This window comes from Hallella seregens ATCC 51272, from assembly GCF_000518545.1.
In the GTDB taxonomy this organism is placed as follows: Bacteria; Bacteroidota; Bacteroidia; order Bacteroidales; family Bacteroidaceae; genus Prevotella; species Prevotella seregens.
Window position 1 is genome coordinate 34,257 of record NZ_KI912453.1, and the last position, 24,140, is coordinate 58,396.

The 24,140-nt window shown below is 61.5% G+C and carries 22 protein-coding genes; 10 read left to right on the forward strand and 12 right to left on the reverse strand.

Features of this window, described 5'->3' with window-relative positions:
• Positions 1 to 108 precede the first annotated feature (108 nt).
• The gene (locus tag L888_RS0112645; RefSeq protein ID WP_027953149.1) at positions 109 to 759 is read right to left on the reverse strand and encodes a hypothetical protein; all 651 of its coding nucleotides are present in this window, start codon (positions 757 to 759) and stop codon (positions 109 to 111) included.
• Between the two features lie 201 nt (positions 760 to 960).
• Between L888_RS0112645 and L888_RS0112650 the strand changes: the two genes are divergently transcribed.
• Both L888_RS0112650 and L888_RS0112655 read left to right on the forward strand, forming a co-directional pair.
• The gene (locus tag L888_RS0112650) at positions 961 to 1,425 is read left to right on the forward strand and encodes a hypothetical protein (protein WP_044249496.1); all 465 of its coding nucleotides are present in this window, start codon (positions 961 to 963) and stop codon (positions 1,423 to 1,425) included.
• A gap of 315 nt (positions 1,426 to 1,740) precedes the next feature.
• Positions 1,741 to 2,769: a LacI family DNA-binding transcriptional regulator gene (locus tag L888_RS0112655; protein ID WP_027953151.1), complete on the forward strand. Its 1,029-nt coding sequence runs from the start codon at positions 1,741 to 1,743 to the stop codon at positions 2,767 to 2,769.
• An 80-nt stretch (positions 2,770 to 2,849) separates the two neighbouring features.
• Here L888_RS0112655 and L888_RS0112660 read toward each other — a convergent pair whose 3' ends face one another.
• Both L888_RS0112660 and L888_RS0112665 read right to left on the reverse strand, forming a co-directional pair.
• Positions 2,850 to 3,488, reverse strand: coding sequence for a DUF4230 domain-containing protein (locus L888_RS0112660; RefSeq protein WP_027953152.1), 639 nt, complete (start codon positions 3,486 to 3,488; stop codon positions 2,850 to 2,852).
• A 2-nt stretch (positions 3,489 to 3,490) separates the two neighbouring features.
• Positions 3,491 to 4,162 (reverse strand): DUF4230 domain-containing protein, encoded by a 672-nt coding sequence (locus L888_RS0112665; protein ID WP_027953153.1) that lies wholly within the window; start codon positions 4,160 to 4,162, stop codon positions 3,491 to 3,493.
• 284 nt (positions 4,163 to 4,446) lie between these two features.
• On the opposite strand from L888_RS0112665, the gene L888_RS0112670 reads away from it, so the two are divergent.
• Positions 4,447 to 5,019 (forward strand): DUF4738 domain-containing protein, encoded by a 573-nt coding sequence (locus L888_RS0112670; RefSeq protein ID WP_027953154.1) that lies wholly within the window; start codon positions 4,447 to 4,449, stop codon positions 5,017 to 5,019.
• A gap of 126 nt (positions 5,020 to 5,145) precedes the next feature.
• Here the strand turns inward: L888_RS0112670 and L888_RS0112675 are convergent, their stop codons facing one another.
• From L888_RS0112675 to L888_RS0112685, 3 genes are read right to left on the reverse strand one after another with little or no spacing between them, the layout of a single operon-like run.
• Positions 5,146 to 6,021, reverse strand: coding sequence for a DNA-methyltransferase (locus L888_RS0112675; RefSeq protein ID WP_052323312.1), 876 nt, complete (start codon positions 6,019 to 6,021; stop codon positions 5,146 to 5,148).
• 35 nt (positions 6,022 to 6,056) lie between these two features.
• Positions 6,057 to 6,890, reverse strand: a complete 834-nt coding sequence (locus L888_RS0112680) for a type II restriction endonuclease (protein WP_027953156.1) — start codon at positions 6,888 to 6,890, stop codon at positions 6,057 to 6,059.
• Between the two features lies 1 nt (position 6,891).
• Entirely contained in the window at positions 6,892 to 7,851 is a 960-nt protein-coding gene (locus tag L888_RS0112685; protein ID WP_027953157.1) for a DNA adenine methylase, read from the reverse strand.
• Between the two features lie 214 nt (positions 7,852 to 8,065).
• Between L888_RS0112685 and L888_RS0112690 the strand changes: the two genes are divergently transcribed.
• Positions 8,066 to 9,853, forward strand: a complete 1,788-nt coding sequence (locus tag L888_RS0112690; RefSeq protein ID WP_027953158.1) for a calcineurin-like phosphoesterase C-terminal domain-containing protein — start codon at positions 8,066 to 8,068, stop codon at positions 9,851 to 9,853.
• A 317-nt stretch (positions 9,854 to 10,170) separates the two neighbouring features.
• Here the strand turns inward: L888_RS0112690 and L888_RS0112695 are convergent, their stop codons facing one another.
• The 3 genes from L888_RS0112695 to yihA are packed head-to-tail and all read right to left on the reverse strand — an operon-like array spanning position 10,171 to position 14,649.
• Positions 10,171 to 12,216, reverse strand: a complete 2,046-nt coding sequence (locus L888_RS0112695) for a DUF5686 family protein (RefSeq protein WP_005847022.1) — start codon at positions 12,214 to 12,216, stop codon at positions 10,171 to 10,173.
• 13 nt (positions 12,217 to 12,229) lie between these two features.
• Complete coding sequence (locus L888_RS0112700) at positions 12,230 to 14,035, reverse strand: ABC-F family ATP-binding cassette domain-containing protein (protein ID WP_027953159.1); 1,806 nt, start codon at positions 14,033 to 14,035, stop codon at positions 12,230 to 12,232.
• Positions 14,035 to 14,649: a ribosome biogenesis GTP-binding protein YihA/YsxC gene (gene yihA / locus L888_RS0112705; protein WP_005847026.1), complete on the reverse strand. Its 615-nt coding sequence runs from the start codon at positions 14,647 to 14,649 to the stop codon at positions 14,035 to 14,037. Before yihA ends, L888_RS0112700 begins: the two co-directional genes overlap by 1 nt.
• A 100-nt stretch (positions 14,650 to 14,749) precedes the next feature.
• On the opposite strand from yihA, the gene ileS reads away from it, so the two are divergent.
• The 5 genes from ileS (at position 14,750) to L888_RS0112730 (ending at position 22,110) form a co-directional block, all read left to right on the forward strand.
• On the forward strand, positions 14,750 to 18,382 hold the full coding sequence (gene ileS, locus L888_RS0112710) for an isoleucine--tRNA ligase (protein ID WP_027953160.1): 3,633 nt from the start codon (positions 14,750 to 14,752) through the stop codon (positions 18,380 to 18,382).
• A 72-nt stretch (positions 18,383 to 18,454) separates the two neighbouring features.
• Positions 18,455 to 18,835, forward strand: coding sequence for a TraR/DksA family transcriptional regulator (locus L888_RS0112715; protein ID WP_005847030.1), 381 nt, complete (start codon positions 18,455 to 18,457; stop codon positions 18,833 to 18,835).
• Positions 18,832 to 19,518: a lipoprotein signal peptidase gene (locus L888_RS0112720; protein ID WP_027953161.1), complete on the forward strand. Its 687-nt coding sequence runs from the start codon at positions 18,832 to 18,834 to the stop codon at positions 19,516 to 19,518. The genes L888_RS0112715 and L888_RS0112720 overlap by 4 nt, the downstream gene beginning before the upstream one ends.
• Complete coding sequence (locus L888_RS0112725) at positions 19,515 to 20,435, forward strand: DUF4296 domain-containing protein (protein WP_027953162.1); 921 nt, start codon at positions 19,515 to 19,517, stop codon at positions 20,433 to 20,435. The genes L888_RS0112720 and L888_RS0112725 overlap by 4 nt, the downstream gene beginning before the upstream one ends.
• A gap of 28 nt (positions 20,436 to 20,463) precedes the next feature.
• Positions 20,464 to 22,110 (forward strand): dipeptidase, encoded by a 1,647-nt coding sequence (locus L888_RS0112730; RefSeq protein ID WP_027953163.1) that lies wholly within the window; start codon positions 20,464 to 20,466, stop codon positions 22,108 to 22,110.
• Positions 22,111 to 22,223: 113 nt separating this feature from the next.
• Here the strand turns inward: L888_RS0112730 and yfcE are convergent, their stop codons facing one another.
• From yfcE to L888_RS0112745, 3 genes are read right to left on the reverse strand one after another with little or no spacing between them, the layout of a single operon-like run.
• Positions 22,224 to 22,772 carry a phosphodiesterase gene (gene yfcE / locus L888_RS0112735; protein ID WP_027953164.1) on the reverse strand — a complete coding sequence of 183 codons (549 nt, stop codon included), beginning with the start codon at positions 22,770 to 22,772 and terminating at the stop codon, positions 22,224 to 22,226.
• Positions 22,773 to 22,779: 7 nt separating this feature from the next.
• Entirely contained in the window at positions 22,780 to 23,505 is a 726-nt protein-coding gene (locus L888_RS0112740) for a sigma-70 family RNA polymerase sigma factor (protein WP_027953165.1), read from the reverse strand.
• Positions 23,506 to 23,531: 26 nt separating this feature from the next.
• Positions 23,532 to 23,732, reverse strand: coding sequence for a hypothetical protein (locus L888_RS0112745; RefSeq protein ID WP_027953166.1), 201 nt, complete (start codon positions 23,730 to 23,732; stop codon positions 23,532 to 23,534).
• 126 nt (positions 23,733 to 23,858) lie between these two features.
• On the opposite strand from L888_RS0112745, the gene L888_RS0112750 reads away from it, so the two are divergent.
• Positions 23,859 to 24,110 carry a hypothetical protein gene (locus tag L888_RS0112750; protein WP_005847042.1) on the forward strand — a complete coding sequence of 84 codons (252 nt, stop codon included), beginning with the start codon at positions 23,859 to 23,861 and terminating at the stop codon, positions 24,108 to 24,110.
• Positions 24,111 to 24,140 lie beyond the last annotated feature (30 nt).

Consider the following 24,140-nt stretch of genomic DNA (forward strand, 5'->3'; position numbering starts at 1 on the left):
CAAATTTATGTTTTTTCGGCGAGATTTGCAAGCAAAAACGCTGAAATCTTTACCCCCGGCCTACATTTTGGTACCGCATGCCAAGGGTGCGGCGGCCTGTCCCGGAACCTATCTCTTCTGGCCTTTCCGGGCGGCTTCTTCCTGTTGCTGCGCGGGGGTGGGCTCTTTCTTGGCCAGCATCACCACCCGATAGGCGAAGTTGGTGACCCACTGCTGCGAGAAGCCCAGCCGCTGGTTGTACTGCCGTATGCCCATCACCGTCTTGACGGTGCCGGCATCCGAGAAGTTGTTCTTGGTGAAAATGTCGCTCACGGTCTTCTCGGTCATGGTGTAAATCACCTTTCCGAACATGGCGGGCACGCGGAGCTTGAACTTCATCAGGTTGCCGATGAGCATCATCAAGTCCTGTGAAAAGTTCTGGAACTGCACGAGATACACCTGCGCATCCTGCAGTTTCTTGCAGTTTTTGCGGACACTTTGGTCTATCTCCTTGAAGAAGCCGTCGTCCGTGTCGTAGATTTCGTGCATCATTTTCTTGCAGTGCGCCTTCTCGCCCACACCGAGTTTGTTGTTCTGCGTGGGCACGCGGAGGGTGGTTTTAAACATGCGCAGGTCGGGCAGCATGGCCAGATTGGTGATGCCCAGCTGGGCAGCCATCGAGGCTTGGAAGTAGACACGCACGAGCGTCATGTAGTCCTGCATGCCACCGGTCTTCTCTTCCAGCTGCTTGTTGCCGAAGATTTTGGATAGTATTCCCATGTTGATTGGTCTGTTATGAAAGGCCGCAGAGGGCCGAATTTACCTGCAAAATTATAGCTTTTTGCCGAGAAACGCAAGCGAAACCGCCGAAATCACGCCGCCGGCCCCGCAGTTTGCCCGTTCCGGGAGAAAAGTTTCGCACGCCGTGCAAGGTTTTGCCGGGCCACGCGTTTACCGGATATGAACATCGATGCAAGAATCATGAGAACGGCTATGCGCCATGCCGTGGCCCTCGCCGCCCTCTGCTTGCTGTGGAGCTGCGCCTGCCACCGCACGCGAACGGCCGCTGCAGCCGGCAGCGTGGCCTACAGCGAAGCCCGCCACTACTTCTTCAACAACGACGCGCAACTGCCTTCCAGCCCCGTGGTGACCACGCAGACCGAGTTCGACCGCCTCTATGGCGCGGCCGCCGTGATGGGTTCCGACGGGCAGCCCACGCCCGTCGACTTTGCGCGGCAGTTTGTCATCGGCATCGTGTTGCCCCTCACCAACGACTACACCGAGGTGGTGCCCGGACGGCTCACACGCGAGGGCGACACCCTGACGCTGCACTACACGCTGCGCGTGGGCGAGCGCAACATGTCGTGGACCATGCGTCCCATGGCCCTCGTCGTCGTGGATCGCAGCCAGCTTGCCGCCCGCTGCGTGCTGCAGCAAGACCGATAGACGAAGGCCGCAGGGCGGCCCTGCCGCCGCCGCTTCGGCCCCGTCGCCCCCGGGCCGCCGCCCCGCGGCGCAACCAAAAAAGCCAGAACTGTCTCCCGACGGTTCTGGCTCGTTGTTTTCTTACTAACTTATTATCAACTATTCATTGTTATATACAAAATATGCTGCAAAGATAAGGCTATTCGTTGCAAATCTTGTCGCACGGCGGCGAAAAAGCAACGTAAACGTTTGCGGGGCTCCGACAATTTGCGTAAATTTGCCGAAAACTGACGGTCAAACCCAATTTTTTCATTGGTCAACCCCACTTTTTCGCCCGTGAAACAGCATCGCACATCCCTCAAAGACCTGGCCGCGGAGCTCGGCGTCAGTATGGCCACGGTGTCGCGCGCGCTTCATGGCAGCCACGAAGTGAGCCAACAGATGCAGGAACGCGTCAAGGCGCTGGCCCAGGCACGCAACTATCGGCCCAACCCCTTCGCCCAAAGCCTGCGCAAGGAGGCCCCCCGCATCATCGGAGTCATCGTTCCCAACCTCGTGACCCACTACTACGCCTCGGTGCTCGACGGCATCGAGGACTACGCTTCACGCAACGGTTACTCCGTGTTTTCGGCCAACAGCCACGAGAGCCACGTGCTCGAGGAGCGTGCCGTCGACAATTTTTTCTCGCTCCATGTGGACGGCATCATCGCCTGTCTGGCGCAGGACACCATCGACTACGCCCACTACGAGATGCTCGCCGAGGCCGACATGCCGCTCGTGTTCTTCGCCCGCACCTGTCTGCCCGACCGTTTTTCGCAGGTGGTGGGCAACGGCGATGTGGCCGCCTACGACGCCACACGGCACCTCCTCGAGGGCGGCGCGAGGCGCATTGCATTCGTCGGAGGGCCCAACCATCTGGACATGGTGAAGCGGCGCAAGCACGGCTACCTGCAGGCCCTGCGCGAGGAGCGCATCCCCATCGACCGCGAGCTCGTGGTGTGCGACAGGATAGATTTCGACGTGGCCCGCCGCGCCACCGTCGCCCTGCTGCAGCTTCCCGACCGCCCGGATGCCATTCTTGCCTTCAACGACATCCTGACCTACGCCGCCTTCGACGCCATCAAGAGCCTGGGGCTGCGCATTCCCGAGGACGTGGCCATCATCGGATTCACCGACGGCGACAACGCCGCCTTTGTCACGCCGACCCTTTCGGCCATCATGGACCAGGCCCACGAGCAGGGCGTTGCCGCCTGCGAGCTGCTCATCCGGCGCATCCGCGGCGACCGGAAAATCTACAGGAAGATTGTGCCCATGATACTGAAATACCGGGAGAGCAGCGAGAAAAAGAGAAAGGAGAAGAAGTAGCATCGCGGCGGCCGGCCATTGCCGCCGTGCCCCGCAGACCGTCCGCCCGGGCCCGGCTATGGCCGTCACTGGGCGGACGGTTATTTTTTGCCGTCGCGCGGAGCGAACCTTACGCGCACCTGCGCGAAGCCCATGGCCCGCAACAACTGGCTCATCTGCGCGGAGGCCTGCCGTTCGGCGCTGGCGATGTTGGCCGGCGTGAGGCAGCGGTCGCGCATGGCCGCCTCGGCGCGGCGCGTCAGCCGGGCGCGGTCGGCCTCGGTCCAGCGGCCGTCTTCGTAGAAAGAACGCGTGCGGGCCTCGTCGAGAAAACGCTCGTCGAGCAGGCGCACGGGCGGCAACGTCACGCTCACCGTGTCGTGATCCATCCGTATCCAGCCCTCCTGCGCCTCGCCCAGGTCGATGCCCAGGCGCAGCGTGCCGTAGTAGATGCGGGCCAGACCGTCGTCGCCGAAGAAGCCGTGGCGCACGGTGTCCACCAGTTCCTCGTCGCTGATGGAGAGAAATTCCCACTCGCCGATGCTGCGTATGCGCTCTATCTGCACGGGCGTGATGTCGATGCGGCTCGTATGCGACAGCCCCACATGTGTGCCGCGCAGCCACCAGGCGGCCGCGCCCAGCACGATGGCGACGGTCGTAGCCGTGGCCACTACGGCGATGCGCGTGGTGCGTGTCGAGGCCCAGAGGGCCCGCAGGAGTTTTCCCGGCAGTGCGGCCATGGCTATTCGGTTTTGCGGATGAGGCCCGCGAGGTCGGCGGGCGTGAACTTCTTGCGGAACGTGACGGTCACATCCTCCGGCCGCCAACCCATTCCGGCCACGATGGGGATAAGCTGGCGGGCCGCGTTCTGACGCGCATTCTCCACGATGCCCAGCCGTGGCAGCGAGCGGATAATGTCCTCCCGGCCCTGCTGTTGGATGCGTGTCAGTTCCTCGTCGGAGAAGCGGCTGCGCAGCAGCGACACCCTCTGGCGCACGGCGTCGTGGTCTATCTGCGTGGCGGTGAGCTCTATCTGCGGGTCGGGCAGCACCAGTTCGATGCGGCGTCCGCGCCGCCGAATGTCGCGCTCCGTCAGCTGCCCCATGTCCACGTAAGCCTTGACCGTGGCCGTGAGGGGGATAGCCACGCGTCGCTGGCCCACGGGCAGGTTGATCTTGAAACGATGTTGCAGCAGCGAGCCGCTCAGGGCAAGCGTGTCGCCGAAGGTGACGATCTTGTGCAGTTGGTACTCCGAACTGTAGAGCCGCGAGCACTTCTGTATCTGCATCACCAGTATCGGCACGGTGTCTGTGGCCGCCGGCGCGCCCTCCCGGCCGGAGCCGTCGCCACACCGGCTGCAGGCGGTGAGCAGCAGCAGGGCCGGCAGAGCGAGGAGGAGGAGACGGTGGAACATGGGCGGATGGCGGTTTGCGGGTTTGCTTAAATGTGCTGCAAAGTTAGTAAAAAAACGCAGAATCTTCCGTCGTCGTCCCATTTTTTAACTCCGGCCGGGCCTTTTCGCGGCGCGTGCGGCCTGCCGGGGGAGGAGTGTGCCTTGCACTTTGATGTCCGTACTTTCAGCTTTCGCGGCGCGTGCAGCCTGAACCGTGCATGCCTTTTTGCCGTTTTCGCGGCCCGTTTTCAATCTTTTTGCTTAACTTTGCACACATCCCGCCTGGGAAACACAACGAAAACGCAATGAAAAGACTACTCGCAATAGGCCTCATGGGCCTCACCCTCGTCATGGTTTCCTCCTGTGCCAAGAAGAAGACCGACACCATCATCATCACCAAAAAGCCGGCCCCTGCGGCCCGCAAGCCCACTATCCACAAGATGGGCGACTACACGCAGACGCGCCCCGTGGCGTGGATGGGCAACAAATACACCGTGGAGTCGAGCCTCGCGGCCGACGACTCGCTGCCCCTGGCCAGCGACGGCGCAACGCGTTACTACGATAACCGCATCCGTCTGCGCATCGTCCGGGCCGACGGCTCCGAGTTTTTCAGCCGCTCGTTCACCAAGAGTTTCTTCCGCGACTACGTGGACGACGCCAGCTATCGCGACGGCGCCCTGCTGGGCATTGTCTTTGTTCGGGCCAGCGGCAACCGTCTGCTCTTCGCCGCGAGCGTGGGCAACCCCGACAAGTCGAGCGACGAATACGTGCCCTTGGTGCTGCGCATCGACAACTTCGGCAACGTCACCGTGTTCAAAGACACGCGGCTCGACACCGAGTCGGACACGCAGCAAGAAGAGGACGACGACGGGGTGTAGCATGGCGGCCTCCCGGCCCTCGCCCTGCGATTGCGCCGTGACGGCCTTGCGTTTGCGCCGTTTTCACGCTGCGATTACGGCGTCATGGCAACGCGTTTACGGCGTGATGATTTGGTGAAGAAGGGGTTATCGTGTGAAAGGCAGATAGCCGCCGCATGGTGTGTCTTCGCAAACAAGGTGGTCAAGGATGCATTCCCGGAGGTCGGGAATGTGCCTGACAAGGTTGTTTCTGGCCTCCAGCATGTCTATTTCCTCACGTCTTGCCCTGGACATCTGGCAGAACTCTTCCTCCTGCTCTATGCCCGCAAACCGTCGTCCGCAGAGATTGGCAGCGATGCCCGTGGTGGAACTGCCGCTGAAAGGGTCAAGTACCCAGTCGCCGGGCTGGGTGGATGCCAGGACGATGCGCGTGAGCAGGCTCAGCGGTTTCTGGGTAGGATGCTTGCCCTGCGACTTTTCCCACCGGCCGATGGCCGGGAGCCGCCACACATCTGTCATCTGTTTGTCGCCGTTAATATGCTTCATCAGTTCGTAGTTGAACCGATGCGGCTTCTTGGGCCACTTGCGTGCCCACACGATGAACTCCGTGGAATGGGTGAAAAAGCGGCATGAGATGTTGACTGGAGGATTGGTCTTTTGCCACGTTACCACATTCAGAATCTTGTAGCCAAGAGCGGTCAGACTGTTGGCCACGGAGAAGATATTGTGGTACGTCCCGCTAATCCAGATGGTGCCGTTGTCCGTGAGTTTGTCGCGGCAGAGCCGCAGCCACTCCATGTTGAAAGCCGTCATCTCTTCGGGGGTGCGGCCTTTGTCCCAGTCGCCCTTGTCCACGCACACCACTTTTCCGCTCTGCAACGAGATGCCCCCGTTGGAGAGAAAGTAGGGCGGGTCGGCAAAAATCATGTCGAATTTAAAGTTGAACGCCTTGAGCAATTCAAGGCTGTCGCCTTGGGCCAAGAGAAAATCGCTGGTCCGGGATTTGTAGAATGGGACTATCATAAACGTGTGCAGGCTGGTGTTGTGGCTGTGTGCCGCTATGGGTTGGACGTGGAGAGCTGGCGAATGAAGTCGGCCATGTTGGTCAGATTGTAGATGTGTGGAATGATGCCGTAGGCCTCCTGCAACTTGTTTCGGGCCGACTTCCAGCCCACACCGTCCGTAATCCAGACAAACTCGAAGCCCGGCACGGCATTGATCTTGGGTGCAATGTCAGAATAGGAACGGGCTACTTCGTTCAGTTTGGATCCGCCACTGCTGTAGAAGTTTACCTCGATGAGATAGGTCACAGCCTGGGTTTCGACCACGAAGTCGAATCGTTTCTCGTCGTCGCCCAGTGCTTTGGTGATGTCGGGCCACTCGCTGGAGTAGACCTCCTGGCGGAAGTTGATGTGGTTTTGTCCTAACAAATCGGCCACCCTCCGTTCCATCACGTGCCCGCTTCTGTTCTTGCGGGCGTTGGTGTCAAGGCCTGTTTCGATGCCGAACACATAGTCCACGAGGTCCTTAATCACCCCGTCCATGAAGATACGGGCCAGTCCGGTGCCTTCCAGAAATGCCATAACACCGTCCACGCTCTCAAAGAAACGTTCGACAACCACGCACTGTCCCCGTGCATCCAGCACAACTTTCCCGCCTCCGCTGCGCACGGCTATCAGGATGTCCATGACGGCAAAGGCCGACTTGTCGCGCTTCCAGATGGTCTCAACGCTCTTGCGAAGATCCTTGCTGCCGATGAGACTGTTCAGCATGCAGAGGCTCAATTTGATGTCGTCAACGTTGCGGGCAATCTTCTTGAAGTCGCAGAAGAAGTCCAGCGTCTGGTTAGTCTCTTGAAGCTGAGACATGAAAAGAGAAAAATCCTTGGCCATATTATGCAATGTGATTGGAGACATAGGGAGACGGCCGTCCGAAGGATTCTCCGTGGGCCATAGCTCTTGTCTGCCGGTAATTGTGGACCAGTATCTCCGTCAGTCTGCCCCTCTTGCTGGGATTGGCATTGACACTGCGCGCGGCCCATACCCTTTCAATCTGGTATCGGGCGTACAGGATGTCGAAGAAGCCGGTGGTTTCGTCCTGCCCTTTGCTGTCCGAATTGCTGAGCATGAAGTGGAATCCGGCAACGTCCACCTTGTCGCAGAATAGCTTGAGGCGTATCTGGGCGTCGTCGTTGAATGCTTCTTTGGTGTAGTCGTTGAAGCTGGACGTGTCGCTCAACGGCCGGTAAGGAGGGTCGAAATAGAACAGCGTGTGTCCTTGGGCAGCCTCGAAAGTTTGCTCAAAGTCGGTATTGCATATCTCCACACGTTGCAAAAGCTGGCTGTCTTCCCGGATGGTGCCGGCATCGCAGATGGTGGGATGCGCATAGCGGCCGAATGGAACGTTGAAGGCCCCCGACTTGTTCACGCGGTACAGACCGTTGAAGCAGGTATGGTTCAGGAAGATGAAGCATGCCGTGTTGGCTACGGGAGAGAGGCCTTTTTGGTTGTATCGTGCCCGGATGTCCAGGTAATAGGCCTTGCGTTCGGCCTCGTCTGGCAAGGCCAGATAGGCCGTTTCGATGGCTTGCAGGGCGGCAATCAGGGCTTCCGGCTCGTCGCGCACGGTGCAATAGCATGTGGAAAGATCGGGGTTGATGTCGTTCACGATGGCGCGCCCGATATTGGGATAGCGTTGTAGCATATAGAAAAGCATGGCCCCGCCCCCCACGAAGGGCTCGATGTACGTCACGTCGGCCCAGCGGTCAAAGCCCGCCGGAAGCAGCTTGTCCAGTTGCCCGATGAGCTGTCCCTTGCCGCCCACCCACTTGATAAAGGGTTTCGCTTTTGCCATAAATCTCTTTTGCTCGATGAATCTATATGTTAACAGCCCACAAAAATAGCATTTTTATTTGTGAACCACGCGTTTTCGGCCCAATCATTTATAGATTTTGTGGGATATTCTAAAAAGATATGGCAGTCTGTCGAGCGTCTCGGAATAAATTCATAATTTTGTTGCGGATGAAGTCCGGGGGCGTTCCCGAATCTGGATTCCAATCATTTTTCGCATGCAAGACATTAAACCGAACAAGATATATTTGGCTGCCACGCTGCTCGTGGTGCTGGCCCTCGCGAGCATGGGCGTGGTCTCGATGGTGGAACAGGGGCGGCGCAAGGCGGCGCAGGCACGGGCCGACTCCATCGCCCGCCGCGTGGCCCTGGCCGATTCGGCGGCACGCGCCCGCTTCGTGGCCGACTCGCTGCGCCGCGTGCGCACCCTGGCCGTGGACTCGATACGCGGCACGCTCACCGACTCCACCGGCACGCCGATGCCCGGCGTGGTGGTGAGCGACAGCTACGAATGCACACTCACCGACTCGATGGGCCGCTACGCTCTGCGCCGCAAGCCCAAGGCGCGCTTTGTTTACTACACCGTTCCGGCCGACTGCCGCGTGCCCACCCACTCGGACGCCGACCGCACGGCGTGCTGCTACCGGCCGATTGTGGAGGGCGACTCGGTGTACGACTTCACGCTCACCCGCCTGCCCGGCGGCAAGGAGACGGCCTATCGCATGATCGTCATCGGCGACCCGCAGGTGACCAACGCTTTCAGCCCCTACTATACAGGCCCCGACGACAACCCGGTGAAGAAGAGCGACGTGGCGCGGTTCACCGACGAGACGATGGCCGACATCCGCCAGACGCTCGCCGAACTGCCCCCGGGCACGCCCGTCTACGGCCTCTCGATGGGCGACGACGTGCAGTATTACGGCGGCTACAACGCCTCGCTGGAGCGCCAGATACGCACGGCGCTGGGGTCGGCAGACATGACCGTGTTCTCCGTCATCGGCAACCACGACCAGGACGGCAAGCGGGTGTACAAGCAAAAATGGGAGGAAAACTGGGGCCCCACGGACTACAGCTTCGACCGCGGCGAGGAGCACTACGTGTGCTTCAACGACTGCAACTTCTACCACGGCAGCCTCTACTACCAGCCCGGAGAGCTCTCAGACGCGCAGATGGAGTGGCTGCGGCAGGACCTGGAGCTGGCCGACAAGCGCAAAAAGGTGGTGCTCTGCTACCACATCCCCCTCACCTTGGGCAACCGGCCCGCCGAGGGGGCGCAGCCGCTGGGCATCGCGACGGAGCAGGGCCACTACTCCTCGTCGCGCCTCGGGGAGCTGTTGCAGCTGGTCGACGGCTTCGAGGGCGGCGCGGAACTCTTCTGCGGGCACACCCACTTCGCCCTCAACCACGAGATTGACTACGAGGGCCGCCACCTCATGGAGCACTGCCACGCGGCGGCCTGCGGCAACATCTGGCAGTCGAACATCAACATCTGCGGCACGCCCAACGGCTACTACGTCTACAGTTTCGAGGGCACGGCCCTGGCCAATGCCTATTACAAGGGCACGCGCTGGGAGCGCACGCGGCAGATGTCGCTCTTCCGCGCCGGCACAAACTTCAACGAAGAGAGCTACGCCGCCGACTGGAACCTGGCGCGTGGGGCGGGCGTGCTGGTGGCCAATGTGTTCAATGCCGACTCGCGCTGGCGGGTGGTGGCCATGGAAAACGGCGTGGAACACCCCATGACGCGCATCAGTTCGCTGGGCCAGGACGCCTTTGCCACGGGCTATCACCACCGTTACAGCCAGTCGGTGAGCTACTGGTTCGTGAGCAAGAAGAACGGCTACCTCATCATGAACCACCTTTATTATTATGTGCCGCGGCGTGCGTCGTCGGTGGTCTTCGTCAAGGCCGTCGACCCTTACGGCAATACTTATACGGCCAGCAGCACCGACACCGTGACCCAGCCTTTCTTCAACTACGCCCATTTCTATGGCCGCCAACCGTAGTTGGGACAGGGCAACAGAGAGATAGACATGGTAACATGCTTTGGATGTGGCTGCGCAGTGGGTTTTTAGACAGAACAACATATTGAACATAAGGCTGGCGCGGTGGGTTTAAAGACATAGTAACAGAATAACAAATAAGCTTCGCGGTGGAAGTTATTCCCTTTGCGAGTAGGGCAGTTGCGGAGCGCAGCCATGTGTTCAATATGTTGTTATGTCTAAAAACCCACCACGAAGCCTATTTGTTATTCTGTTACTATGTCTAAAAACCCTCTGCGAAGCCACATCCAAAGCATGTTGTTTTGTCTGAAACCACGCCCTTACCACCGCCGGAAGAGCTCGAAGCCGAACTTGCAACCGAAGACGCGGCTACCCTGTCCGCTGCCTACAAAGACACCGCAGGAGAAGAGGCGGGTGGTGAATCCGTAGCCCAGCTCGACGTAAGGATGCACCGACTTGACGTCGAGCACCGACACATACACGCGCTCCATCTCCATGTAATGGCCCAGCCAAGGCAGCCAACTGAGCAGCAGCAGCGGACTCTCGTAGGTGGCGTTGGCCCGCACGTAGTAGGCCGAAGTGTTGTAGATGTCGCTGCGCAGCAGCTCGAACTCGCCGCTCCAGTCGTCGTTCCAGCCGCCGGGGATGTTGTTCTCGCGGAAGTTTTCGTAGTCGAGGAAGTAGCCGCGCGCGTCCTTGCGCGTGTAGAAGCCCGTGCCCACGCGCATCTGCCACGACTGCAGGCGGTTGAGTCGGTGGATGTATTCACCGTTGAACTCCATGCGCTCGTAGTCCGTGTTGGAGCCCATGACGCCGCGAATACCTCGGTCGTAGTCGGCCGTGAACACGGCACCCCGCCAGCCCCAGGGCCGGTATTGCAGCTCCACGATGGGGGCGAACGAGTGGTAGACGCCCGCGCGGCCCAGACGACGGAAGGCTTCGCGGTGGACGGCCTCGCGCCGCTGGAACAGGGTGCCGAGCTGGAAGCCCAGGCGGTCGGACAGGTTGATGTTGACCATCAGCCGGGTGTCGGTCTGCCGGAACTCGTGGAGCAGCCCGAAATCGGGCAGCCCCAGGCCCGCCGTGTCGGGATACTGCCGCTCGATGTCGCGGCGCACGGAGAGCGATCGGATGTGGTTTCCGTTGCCCACCTCGAGCTTGAAGTAGCTGTTGCGTCGCTTATCGAAGTAATAGTAAAGGGGCAGCCGGAAGTAAAACTGCTTCTGCCTGAAAGCGTAGCCCGCCTTGAGCCGGGTGGAGAGTTCGCTGTTGGGGCCGAACTGATAGCTCATGCGCAGGTCGAATTTATAGGTGAATCCGCGGTGGTGGTCGTAGCCCATGTAGAGCGGATTGAGGATGGGGTTGAGACGGATGTAGCCCTGATTGTTGATGCCGAAGTTGCTTTTCACGCGGTTGAGCATGTTGTCGCCGATGATGTCCCACAGGATTTTGCGGGCCAGATTGGGTCGGCGGGCCTCGGGCGGACGGCGGGCGAGGGCCGAGTCGCGGGCCATGCGGCGGGCGGCCATGGTGCCGTAGAGCGCGAGGGCGTCGTAGTCGAGCGTGTCAGGGCGCACGCGGCACATCAGCTCCATGTCGTCCTCGTTGGCGATGGTGTCGGTCAACACGCGGGGCAGGCCGTAGAAAGCCGTGAAGCGGCCGCTCACCTTGCTGCGGATAAAGCGGAAGCGCGTGCGCAGGTCGCAGCGGGCGGGCAGTAGCGTGCGCCAACCCTCGGCGCCCATTTGTAGGGTGATCCAGAAGTTGACCATGTCGTATTCGCCCGTGAGCGAGCAACGGATGATGCGCCCCGTGTAGTAGTCCACGAGGGCCTGGCCGCCCACGAGCTGCGTGTTGCGGCGGCGGGGCGTGAAATTGACGCGGGCCGTGCCGTTGAGCAGAAAGGTGACCCGGTAGCGGTAGAACCGGCGGTTGGCGCGGTGGAAGGGCGAGAGCAGCGCGTTCTCGAAGAGCGTCTCGCCGTAGACGTGGGGGGTGAGGTAGCGCAGCATCGTGGTCATCGTGCGGTGGCGGCGGGGCACGGTGGTGACGTGCAGCAACTGCTGCGACTCGTAGCGGCCGAAGCTGGGCATGGTGATGCGGCTGTAGGTCTCGCCCACGTACTGCCGCTGGCCGCTGTGCGCGATGGCATAGACGGTGGGAACGAGCATCAGCGTGGGGTTCTTGCGGTCCACGCTGAGGCGGAAGCGCGTGTAGGCATACTCGGCCGTGTCGGCCGCACGGGTGGTGTCGACGGTGGCGGCATAGTCGAAGATGCGGTGCAGCAGGGCCGTGTCGGGGCGTTCGCGGCCCGCGGCGGCGAGCGTTAGGGCCAGGGCCAGGAGGAGTAGAGACGTGCGTGCCATGCCGTCGGGGTGATTAAGCCAGCTCGTCGAGCTCCAGCCAGCGCATGCCCTTCTCGTCGAGGGCTTCCTTGACCTGGGGCAGCCTGCGGCTCATGTCGGTGATCTGTTCCACGGTGAGCGTGCCACTGCAGAGCGCGTCCTCGATTTGCTTCTGCTCGGCCTCGAGGGCCTCGATGTCGCGCGAGAGCTGCTCGTACTCGCGCTTCTCCTTGAACGTCAGCTTGCGGCGCGCGTCTTGGCAGCGCTCTCTCCGCTCTTCGCCGGCCGGGGCCTTGGAGGGCTTGGGGGCCTTGGCGGCCTCGGCCGCGTCGGCTTGGCTCTGCAGCGCCTTCCACTCGCGGTACTGCGTGTAATTGCCCGGGAAGTCCTGCACCGCGCCTTCGCCTTGGAACACCAGCAGGTGGTCCACCACCTTGTCCATGAAATAACGGTCGTGGCTCACCACGATGACGCAGCCCGGAAAGTCTTGCAGATACTCCTCGAGCACCTGCAGCGTCTGGATGTCGAGGTCGTTGGTGGGTTCGTCGAGCACCAGAAAGTTGGGGTTGCGCATGAGCACGGTGCACAAGTAGAGCTTGCGCCGCTCGCCTCCGCTGAGTTTATAGATGTAGTTGTGCTGCTGTTCGGGCTCGAACATGAAGTGGTTGAGGAACTGCGAAGCCGTCATTTTGCGGCCGCCGCCCAGGTCGATGTAGTCGGCAATGTCGGTGACGGCGTCGATCACCCTGTCGTTTTCGTCGAACTTCATGCCCTCCTGCGAGAAGTATCCGAAGCGCACGGTCTCGCCAATGTCGAAGCGTCCGCCGTCGGGGGGCACGATGCCGAGCAGCATCTTCACGAAGGTGGACTTGCCCGTGCCGTTGTTTCCCACGATGCCCATCTTCTCGAACCGGGCAAAGTTGTAGTAAAAATTGTCCAGTATCACCTTGTCGTCGCCACCCGGGTTGTCGAATTTCTTGGACACATACTGGCACTCGAATATCTTCGACCCGATGTAGACGCCGCCCGCCTTGAGCCTCAGCTGCCGGTCTTCGATGCGCTGCGTGGCCTTGGCCTGCAGCTCGTAGAAGGCCTCCTCGCGGTAGCGCGCCTTGTGCCCGCGGGCCTGGGGCATGCGCCTCATCCACTCCAGCTCGGTGCGGTAGAGGTTGTTGGCGCGCTGAACCTCGGCCCGCCGGTTGTCAATGCGCTCCTGCCGCTTCTCCAGGTAGTAGCTGTAGTTGCCGCGGTAGGTGTAGATGGTGTGGTCGTCGAGCTCAAGGATGAGGTTGCACACACGGTCAAGGAAGTAGCGGTCGTGGGTCACCATGAGCAGCGTGAGCGTGGAGCGCGAGAGGTATCCCTCGAGCCAAACAATCATCTCCAGGTCGAGATGGTTGGTGGGTTCGTCCAAAATGAGGAAGTCGGGTTCGGTTATCAGGGCGTTGGCCAGGGCCACGCGCTTCTGCTGTCCGCCGCTCAATTCGCGCATGGGCTGGTCGAGTCGGGTGATGTGCAGCTGGGTGAGGATCTGGCGTGCGCGGAGCACCCGCTCGGGGTCGCCCCGGTGGTTGAAGCACGCGTCAATGACACTCTCGTCGGGATCGAAGCGTGGAGTCTGGTCGAGATAGCCCATCCGGATGTTGTTGCGGAAGATGATGGCACCCCCGTCATAGCCCTCGTGGCCGGCGATTATCTCGAGCAAGGTGGACTTTCCCGTGCCGTTTCGCGCCACGAGCCCCACCTTTTGGCCCTCGCCCACCGAGAAGTTGATACCCTCGAAAAGCACCTGCGCGCCAAAGGTTTTCGTCAGATTCTGTACGTCCAAATAGGGTGCCATCACATCGTCTTTGGGTTGCTCACGTCGCGGATGACGCCCTCGATGTAGTCGAGCACCTCGTCGCGGCCGGTCTTCTTCTCCGAACTGGTGATGAAATAAGGCGGCAGCTCCTCCCAGGTGCTGTGCAGCAACTTCATCCATGCCTCGGCATTGTCGCGCGCCTTGACGCGGCCCAGCTTGTCGGCCTTGGTGAAGATGATGGCAAAGGGCACGCCGCTGGCCCCCAGCCAGTCCACAAATTCGCGGTCCACGAGCTGCTGCTCGTGGCGCACGTCAACGAGCACAAAGACGCAAGTGAGCTGCTCGCGCTGCAGCATGTACGAGTGTATCATCCGGTCCAACTGCTGCTGCACGGTCTTGGAACGCTTGGCATAGCCGTAGCCGGGCAGGTCCACGAGGTACCACTCGCCGTTGATGATGAAGTGATTGATGAGCAGCGTCTTGCCCGGTGTAGCCGAAGTCTTGGCCAATCCCTTGTGATTGCACAGCATATTGATGAGGCTCGACTTGCCCACATTGCTGCGGCCGATGAATGCGAACTCGGGTTTCGTATCGCCGGGACACTTCGACACCGTCGGGGCGGAGACGACAAATTGTGCTTGCTTGATGTTCATGGGCTTGCGTTTACGGTGCAAAGGTAGTTAAAAATTTGTAGAATCTATATTTTTTGATTACCTTTGCGCAAAATTTTAATCAGGTAAAGAAAGACAAATTATGGCTAAGAAGTTTGCCGAACATCAGGGTCTTGACCTCACCCGGACAAACGAAGAAGTGTTGGCAGAATGGAGGAGGAACGACGTCTTCCTCAAAAGTATAAGCGAACGGGAGGGCTGCCCGCAGTTCATTTTCTTTGAAGGCCCGCCCTCTGCCAACGGACACCCGGGCATTCACCACGTTCTTGCCCGAGCCATCAAGGACACATTCAACCGATACAAGACGATGCAGGGCTTCCAGGTGAAGCGCAAAGCCGGCTGGGACACCCACGGACTGCCCGTGGAGCTGGGCGTGGAAAAGGAGCTTGGAATCACCAAGAAAGATATTGACAACCGCCAGTCGGACAAGTATATCTCCGTGGAGGAGTACAACCGACGCTGCCGCGAGAACGTGATGAAGTTCACCGCCGAGTGGCGCGAGCTCACGGAGAAGATGGGTTACTTCGTTGATCTGGACCATCCCTACATCACTTACGACAACAAATACATTGAGACGCTGTGGTGGCTGCTCAAGCAACTCTACACCAAGGGGCTGCTCTACAAGGGCTATACCATCCAGCCTTACTCGCCCGCAGCCGGCACCGGGCTGTCCAGCCACGAGCTGAACCAACCGGGTTGCTACCGTGATGTGAAAGACACGACGGTGACGGCGCAGTTCCTCGTCCGCAATCCCAGGGCTGCCTGGACGCGCCATGGCCGCCCCTGCTTCGTGGCCTGGACCACCACGCCCTGGACTTTGCCCTCGAACGTGGCCCTCTGCGTGGGCCCGAAAATCGACTACGTGGCCGTCGAGACCTACAACCTCTACGACGGTTCGCCCGTGACGCTCATCATGGCCGAGGGCCGCGTGAGCGCCTATCTCGACCCCGCACAGGAGTGTCGGGAGGGCCAGCTGCCGCCCTTCGACAAGGAGAAGAAGCTGTGCCCCTGGCGCATCGTCGACCGTATGAAGGGCGCCGAGCTCGAGGGCATGCACTACGAGCAGCTCATGCCCTGGGTGAAGGCCTGTGAAAAGACGGGCGACTTCGCCCCCGCTTTCGTCAATGCCTACGCCGAGGCCCACCCCGAGAAGGTGTTCCGGGGCGAAGACGGCCGCGACAGCTTCGTGGAAATGAACGACGAAGCCTTCCGCATCATCCTCGGAGACTACGTTACCACCGACGACGGTACCGGCATCGTGCACATCGCTCCGACCTTTGGCGCCGACGACGCCAAGGTGGCACGCGACGCCCATGTGCCCGCCCTCTACATGATTTCTCACCGCGGCGAGACCCGCCCCATGGTGGACTTGCAGGGCAAATACTATGCCGTCGACGAGCTCGACACCCATTTTGTGGAGCACTGCGTCGCCCTCGAGGCCTACGGACGACACGCCGGCGACTACGTGAAAAACGCCTACGACCCGCGGTTCAACCCCGACGGAGTGTGGGACTCCAAGGCCTCGGAGAAGGCCGAAGACCTGAATGTGGTGCTCTGTATGGAGATGAAACAGGAGGGCACGGCATTCAAAATCGAGAAGCATGTACACAGTTATCCCCACTGTTGGCGCACGGACAAGCCCGTGCTCTACTACCCGCTCGACAGCTGGTTCATCCGCGACACAGCCCGCAAGGAGCGTATGGTGGAGCTCAACAAGACCATCCGCTGGCAGCCGGAATCCACCGGAACGGGCCGCTTCGGCAACTGGCTGGAGAACCTGAACGACTGGAACCTCTCGCGGTCGCGCTTCTGGGGCACGCCGCTGCCCATCTGGCGCGACGAAGACCGCCACGAGAAGTGCATCGGTTCGGTGGAGGAACTCTATGCCGAAATAGAGAAAGCCGTGGGCGCCGGCGTGATGCAGTCCAACCCGCTCAAGGACAAAGGCTTCGTGCCCGGCGACTATTCGCAGGAGAATTACGACCGCATCGACCTGCACCGACCCTATATAGACTACATCGTTCTCGTGAGCGACGAGGGCAAACCCATGCGTCGCGAGAGCGATTTGATCGACGTTTGGTTCGACAGTGGCTCCATGCCCTACGCCCAACAACACTATCCTTTCGAGGGCGAAATCGAAGCCAAGGGGCTGGCTGCAACGGGTCGCACCGAGGCCGAGTACCGGGCGTCGCTGGTGCACGGCACCTACGAGGGCACGCCGGTGCCGCCCGCTTTCTTCCCCGCCGACTTCATCAACGAGGGCGTCGACCAGACGCGCGGCTGGTTCTTCACGCTCCATGCCATCGCCACGATGGTGTTCGACTCGGTGGCTTTCCGCAATGTCATCTCCACAGGACTGGTTCTTGATGCCAAGGGCAACAAGATGAGCAAGCACGTGGGCAACGTCACCGACCCGTTTGAAATGATTGGAAAGTACGGCGCCGACCCCGTAAGGTTCTACATGATGACCAACAGCGAGCCCTGGGACAACCTGAAATTCGACCCCAACGGCGTGGACGAGGTGCGCCGAAAGTTCTTCGGAACGCTCTACAACACCTACAGCTTCTTCGCCCTCTACGCCAACGTGGACGGCTACGACCCCGTTGCGGCACCCGCCGGCGAGGCCCTGACGGAGATCGATCGCTGGATTCTCTCGAGCCTGAATACGCTCGTTGCCGGCGTGACGCGCGAGTTGGAGAACTACGACCCCACGCGTGCCGGCCGTCTGATCGACGGTTTTGTGAACGACGATCTCAGCAACTGGTACGTGCGGCTCAACCGCAAACGCTTCTGGGGCAAGGACATGAGCCCCGACAAGCTCGCCGCCTACAACACGCTTTATACCTGTCTCACCACGGTGGCCAGGCTGTTGGCGCCGTTCGCCCCGTTCTTTGCCGACCAGCTTTACCACGACCTTGGCGGCCGGATGGCCTCGGTACATCTGGAGCGGTTCCCCGTGGCCGACGCCTCGCTGGTGGACAGCGGCCTGGAAGAGCGCATGGGCATGGCCCAGAAAATCACGTCGATGGTGCTGGCCCTGCGCCGCAAGGTGAACATCAAGGTGCGCCAGCCGCTGCAGCAAATCATGGTGCCCGCCGTCGATGCAGCCCAGCGCGCCCACATCGAGGCCGTGCAGGACCTCATCATGAACGAGGTGAACGTCAAGGAGCTACGCTTTGCCGAGGGCCAGGGCATCCTGGTGAAGAAAGTGAAATGCAACTTCCGCGTCATGGGAAAGAAGTTCGGCAAGCTCATGAAAGACGTGGCCTCCACCATGTCCGCCCTGTCGCAGGAAGACATTGCCACGCTCGAACAGACCGGCAGCTACAGCTTCGAGCTGGGCGGCCAGACGGTCTGCGTGGAAGCTGCCGACGTGGAAATCATCTCCGAAGACATTCCCGGATGGCTCGTGAGCAACGAGGGCAACCTCACCGTGGCCCTCGAAGTGGAGCTCACCGACGAGCTGCGGCAGGAGGGCATGGCCCGCGAACTCATCAACCGCATCCAGAATCTGCGCAAGGACACGGGGCTGGACATCACCGACCGCATCCGCGTGACGGTGGCTCCCAACGCCCAGACCGACGCCGCCGTGGCCTCCTTCGGCGACTATATCAAGGCGCAGGTGCTGGCCGACGAGCTTGCCATCGCCCCCAACGACGGCGAAGAGACCGACTTCGACGAGTTCAAGCTCAACATCAAAGTCGAGAAAAACTAACCCGCAAAAGGCCCGTCCCCGCTGCCCCATCCCCGGGACGCAGGGCCGGGCCTCTGCTTTCACATCCCCACCATGGAAACCAAGACACGCTATTCCGACGAGGAGCTCGAAGAGTTCCGCACGATTATCAACGAGAAACTCCGGCTCACGCGCGCCAGCTACAGCGACGCCATGCGCCGGCTGATGAATGCCGACAGCAACTCCGACGACGACACGGCCCCCACCTACAAGGTGCTCGAGGAAGGCACACAGGCCATGGAGCGCGAAAACCTCATCCAAATGGCCCAGCGCCAGCAGAAATTCATCCAAGGACTGGAGGCCGCACTCATCCGCATCGACAAGAAAACTTACGGCATCGATCGGCTCACGGGGGAGCTCATTCCCAAGGAGAGGCTGCGCGTGGTGCCCCACGCCACACTCAGCGTAGCGTCCAAAAACGCCAGAAAGAAATGACGATGAAGAAGAAAGCAAGGGAGTTTATGACCGACGGCCGCATGGCCTGGCTGCTCGTGGTGGCCATCATCGTCATAGACCAGATTATCAAAATCGAGGTGAAGACCACGATGACGCTGGGCGAATCCATCCGCATCACCGACTGGTTCTACATCAATTTCATCGAGAACATCGGCATGGCCTACGGCATGACCTTTGTCAACAAGCTCCTTTTGAGCGTGACACGGCTCGTGGCCATCGCGGTCATCGGTTGGTATATCCACCGCATGGTGAGGCGCGGGGCCCGCACGCGCTACGTGGTGTTCCTGTCCTTGATTGTGGCAGGAGCCGCCGGCAACGTCTTCGACTCCATGTTCTACGGGCTCGTTTTCAGTGCCTCCTCACCTTATTATATATCTTACGTGGTGCCTTTCGGCACCGGCTACTCCAGCTTCCTCATGGGCAAGGTGGTGGATATGTTCTATTTTCCCATCATCCAGACCCAGTGGCCGGCGTGGGTTCCCGTGCTGGGCGGCGACCCATTCATCTTTTTCTCGCCCGTGTTCAACTTTGCCGACGCCTGCATCACGGTGGGCGTGGTCTGCCTGTTCCTCTTTTGCCGCAAGGACATGGAGCTGACGGGGGGCTGGAGAAAGCGGAAGGACGACCCGGCCGCGGCCGGCAACGACGGAGGCAACCCATGAAAACGCTGCTCGTGGCCGCCGTCGCGGCATGGGTGTGTGTGCTGGCACTGGCCCTCGCGGGCTGCAAGCCCGGCGTGCCGTCCACGTTCATCCAGGAGGACGACATGGAGGATTTGCTCTACGACTACCACCTGGCCGACGCCATGGCACGCGACGCCAAAGGCGACTATAACGAGAACATCATGGCCTACCGCGCCGCCGTGTTGCGCAAGTACGGCGTGAGCCAGGCCGAGTTCGACACGTCGATGGTCTACTACATGCGCCACACCGACCGCCTGCACGCCATCTACGAGCACGTGGCCCAGCGCATGCAGGACGACGCCCGCGAGCTGGGCTCGTCGTCGGACGACCTTGCAGCCCTCGCGACAACCAGCGCAACGGGCGACACGGCCGACATCTGGAGGGGCGAACGGAGCATTGCCCTCATCCCCAACCAGCCCTACAACGTCTACAGCTTCGCCCACACGGCCGACTCCTCGTTCCGCCGCGGCGACGCGTTCATCCTCTCGCTGCAGAGCGACTTCATCTTCCAGGACGGCGCGCGCGACGGCGTAGCGGCCCTGGCCGTGGTCTACGCCAACGACAGCGTGGCCTCGCGCGTCGTGCATATCTCCGCGGCCGGTCCCTTGACACTCACGCTCGACAACCCCGACAGCCTGGCCGTGAAGGCCGTGCGGGGCTTCTTCCTGCTCAACAAGGACAACCAGGCCAACGCCTCCGCCACCACGCTCCACCTCATGGCACTAAGCCGCATCCGCCTCTTCCGCTGCCATCCCAAGCCCAAGGCCGCAGCCGCCATGCAGCCGGGAGCGGCCGCGGGGCAGCCCGCCGACACCATGCCCCGCCCCGACGGCTCCGTGCCCCTGCCGCCGCCCGGGCACACCGGCGCACCGCAACTCCGGCAACCCACGCGATAACACCCCCAAACCCATCAACACATATAGCATGAAAAAACAAATCACACTGGCCCTGCTGCTCCTCGCCGCCGTGGCGGCACCGGCCTGCACCAATTTCATCGTGGGCAAGAAAGCCTCGGCCGACGGCTCCGTCATCTGCTCCTACAACGCCGACGACTACGGCATGTTCACCGGTCTGTGCCACTATCCCGCCGCCCACCACGCCAAAGGCGCGATGCGCGACATTGTGAACTGGGACACACACCGGTTCATCGGCCGCATCCCCGAGGCGGCAGAGACCTACAACGTCATCGGCAACATCAACGAATACCAGGTCTCCATCGGCGAGACCACCTACGGCGGGCGCGAGGAAATGGTCGATCCCCAGGGCGGAATAGACTACGGTTCGCTCATCTACCTGGGTCTGCAACGCTCCAAGACGGCCCGCGAGGCCATCCGCGTGATGACCACACTGGCCGAGACCCACGGCTACTGCTCCGAGGGCGAGACCTTCACCATCTGCGATCCCAACGAGGCTTGGGTGATGGAAATGATGGGCAAGGGCCCCGGCTCCAAGGGCGTGGTGTGGGTGGCACAGCGCATTCCCGACAACGCCATCTGCGGACACGCCAACCAGAGCCGCATCGGCAAGTTCGACATGCGCGACAAAGAAAACGTGATCTACTCCCGCGACGTGGTGAAGTTCGCACGGCAGAAGGGCTGGTTCACGGGCAAGGACGCCGACTTCAGCTGGAAAGCCGTCTACGCCCGTCCCGACTTTTCGGGCCGGCGCATCTGCGACGCCCGCGTGTGGGCCTTCTTCAACCGCTTCGCCAAGGGCATGGACCGCTACCTGCCTTGGGTTCTGGGCAAGGACGCAACGGCCGAGGACATGCCCCTCTGGGTGGTGCCCGACCGCAAATTGAGCGTGCACGACGTGGAGACGGCCATGCGCGACCACTACGAGGGCACGCCCATGGCCATGGACAGTGCCGACATGGGGGGCGGCGTCTGGCAGATGCCCTACCGCCCCACACCGCTCTTTTTCAACGTGGACGGCAAGAAATACTTCAACGAGCGACCCACGAGCACGCAGCAGACGGCCTTTAGCTACGTGGCCCAGCTGCGCAGTTGGCTGCCCCGCCAGGTGGGCGGCGTGCTGTGGTTTGGCAACGACGACGGCAACATGGTGGCCTACACGCCCGTCTATTGCGGCAACACCGTGCAACCCGAGTGCTACAACACGCCCGGCGCCGACGCCCTGACGTTCTCGATGGACAACGCCTACTGGGTGTGCAACTGGGTGAGCAACATGGTCTACCCGCGCTACTCGCTGCTCTTCCCCAGCCTCGAAGCCGTGCGCGACTCGCTGGAGCAGAGCTACTTTGCCCAGCAGCCCGAGGTGGAGCAGCGCGCCGCCGCCCTCTGTGCCACCGACGAGGCCGCGGCCGTGAAGCTGCTCAACGCCTACAGCAACGAGAAAGCCCAGCAGATGCTGGCCCGCTGGAAGCAGCTGGGAACCTATCTCATCGTGAAGTTCAACGACATGGCCGTGAAGCCCGAAACGGGCGGAGCCTTCGAGCGCACGCCCGAGGGGCTCGGCGCGGCCGTGAAGCGGCCCGGCTATCCCGAGGCCTTCCGCAAGAAATTGGTGGAGCAGACGGGCGACCGCTACCGCTGCCCGGAGGGCTTTTAGCCCGCCGGGGCAAGGATGCGAAAGGAGGAAAAAAGGATGTGAAAGGAGGAAAAGGAAAGGATTGGGGACAGAACCCACACAAGCAAAAGGCTTGCCGCGATTGCGGCAAGCCTTTATTGGTTGAGGTCGAGCGAGGCCAGCGGGTTGCCGTCGAGCGTGTACATGGTGACCACGCCGCCGTCCATCACGCCCAGCGTGGGCGGGTTGCCGCCCTTGGGAAAGGTGATGGAGCCGGTGTTGCAACAGGCAGGGCTGTCGTCGCCCCGGCGCAACTCCCACAGATGGGTGTGGCCCGAAACCACCAGGTCGAAGCGGCCGGGCGGCAATTGGGCCGGGCCGTAAACGTGGCCGTGGGTGAGCAGCACGCGCCGCCCCTCGTCCACGAGCAGCGCATAGTCGGCCATCATGGGGAAGCGGAGCAGCATCTGATCCACCTCGGAGTCGCAGTTGCCGCGCACGGCCACGATGTCGGCGGCCATGTCGTTGAGCAGGGCCGCCACGCCCTGGCCGTCGATGCCCTCGGGAATGCGGTTGCGCGGGCCGTAATTGATGACATCGCCCAGCAGGAGCAGCATGTCGCACCGCTGCGCGCGGTAGAAGTCGAGGGCGTGCTGCAACCTTGGCAGCGACCCGTGGATGTCGGAAAGGAGCAGGTATTTCATGGGCGCGTCACTGCTTGAGGTAGTCGCGCAGCTCCGTGCTGCGCGTGAGCCGGCACACCCGGCGCACGGCCTTGTCGCGAATCTGGCGCACGCGCTCGCGCTTGAGCCCCATCTCCCGCCCTATCTCGGCCATGGTGAGGTGGGGCGTGCCGAGGCCGTAGAAGCGTTCCACCACCTGCCGTTCGCGCGGCTCGAGGCGGGCCACGAGCTGTTGCAGCTCGGCCAGCAGGGTGCCCTGCTCGAGCTGCCGGTCGGGGTCGGGCGCGTCGGCGTCGGCAATGATGCGGCCCAGGCTCAGCTCCTGGCTGCCTCCCACGGGTGCGTCGATGGAGAGGGGGTGGCTGCGTTTCTTCTCCAGCCGCGTGTCGGCCACGTTGCGCGGCACGCGGTAGAGGCCTCCCTGCTGCTCCACGGCCTGCTCCATGGCCTGGCGAATATAGGGTGCGGCAAAGGCGACGAAGCGTTTGCCCTGCCGCCCGTCGAACCTGGCGGCGGCGCGAAGCATGCCGATGTTGCCCTCGCTGATGAGGTCTTCGGCGGGCAGTCCGCGGTCTTGATACTGGCGGGCCATCGCCACCACGAAGGTGAGGTTGGCCGAAACGAGCCGGTCGGTGGCCCGTTGGTCGCCGGCCTGTATGCGGTCGGCGAGCTGCCGCTCCTCCTCGTCGGTGAGGAGCCGCTGCTGGCCTATCTCGTCGAGATAGGCGTGGAGTGCGTTCTTGTCCTTGTCCATGATGTGTGGTTTGCGGGGGCGGGCGTTCAGGCCAGGCCCGATTCGAGCAGCAGCTCGGCCACCTCCTCGGGGGTGTTGAAGTCCATGCCGGCCCTCAGGTCTTCGTTGGTCAGCTCGCCCATGAGCTGCCGGGCCTGCCGCTCGGTGAGGCGGGGCTGGCCGTCGGGGCCGGTGGTCTGGAGCAGAAGCCGGAGTATGCGGCTGCGGTATTCGGTGATGTCGTCCATGCGTCGTGGGTTGATGTTTGCGGGGTAAAGGTACGCATAAAAAACGAAAACGCCCTGCTTTTTAAGCATCATTCACGTGCGGGCCTCGGTTTTTTTACTTACTTTTGCCGGCAAAAACCCCTACCCATGATTAGCAAGGACAGCATTGAACAGACCTACGCCTTTCTGCACCAGAAGTGGCGCGTCTATGCGCACTCGCCAAGCGCGCGGCAAAAGGACGAAATCGAGTATGCCATCAGCTCGTATGTGGAGCAGATGAACCCCGCGCTCTACGCCCTTCTGGCCGCGGGCCGGCCCGACTACCTGCTGGCCCACGCCACCTTTGCCGCCGACATGGCCGAAGCCGTGGAGCGGTTGGAGCGGATGGCGTTGGGATAGGTACAGCCGGAGCGGCCCCTGCGGCCGGCC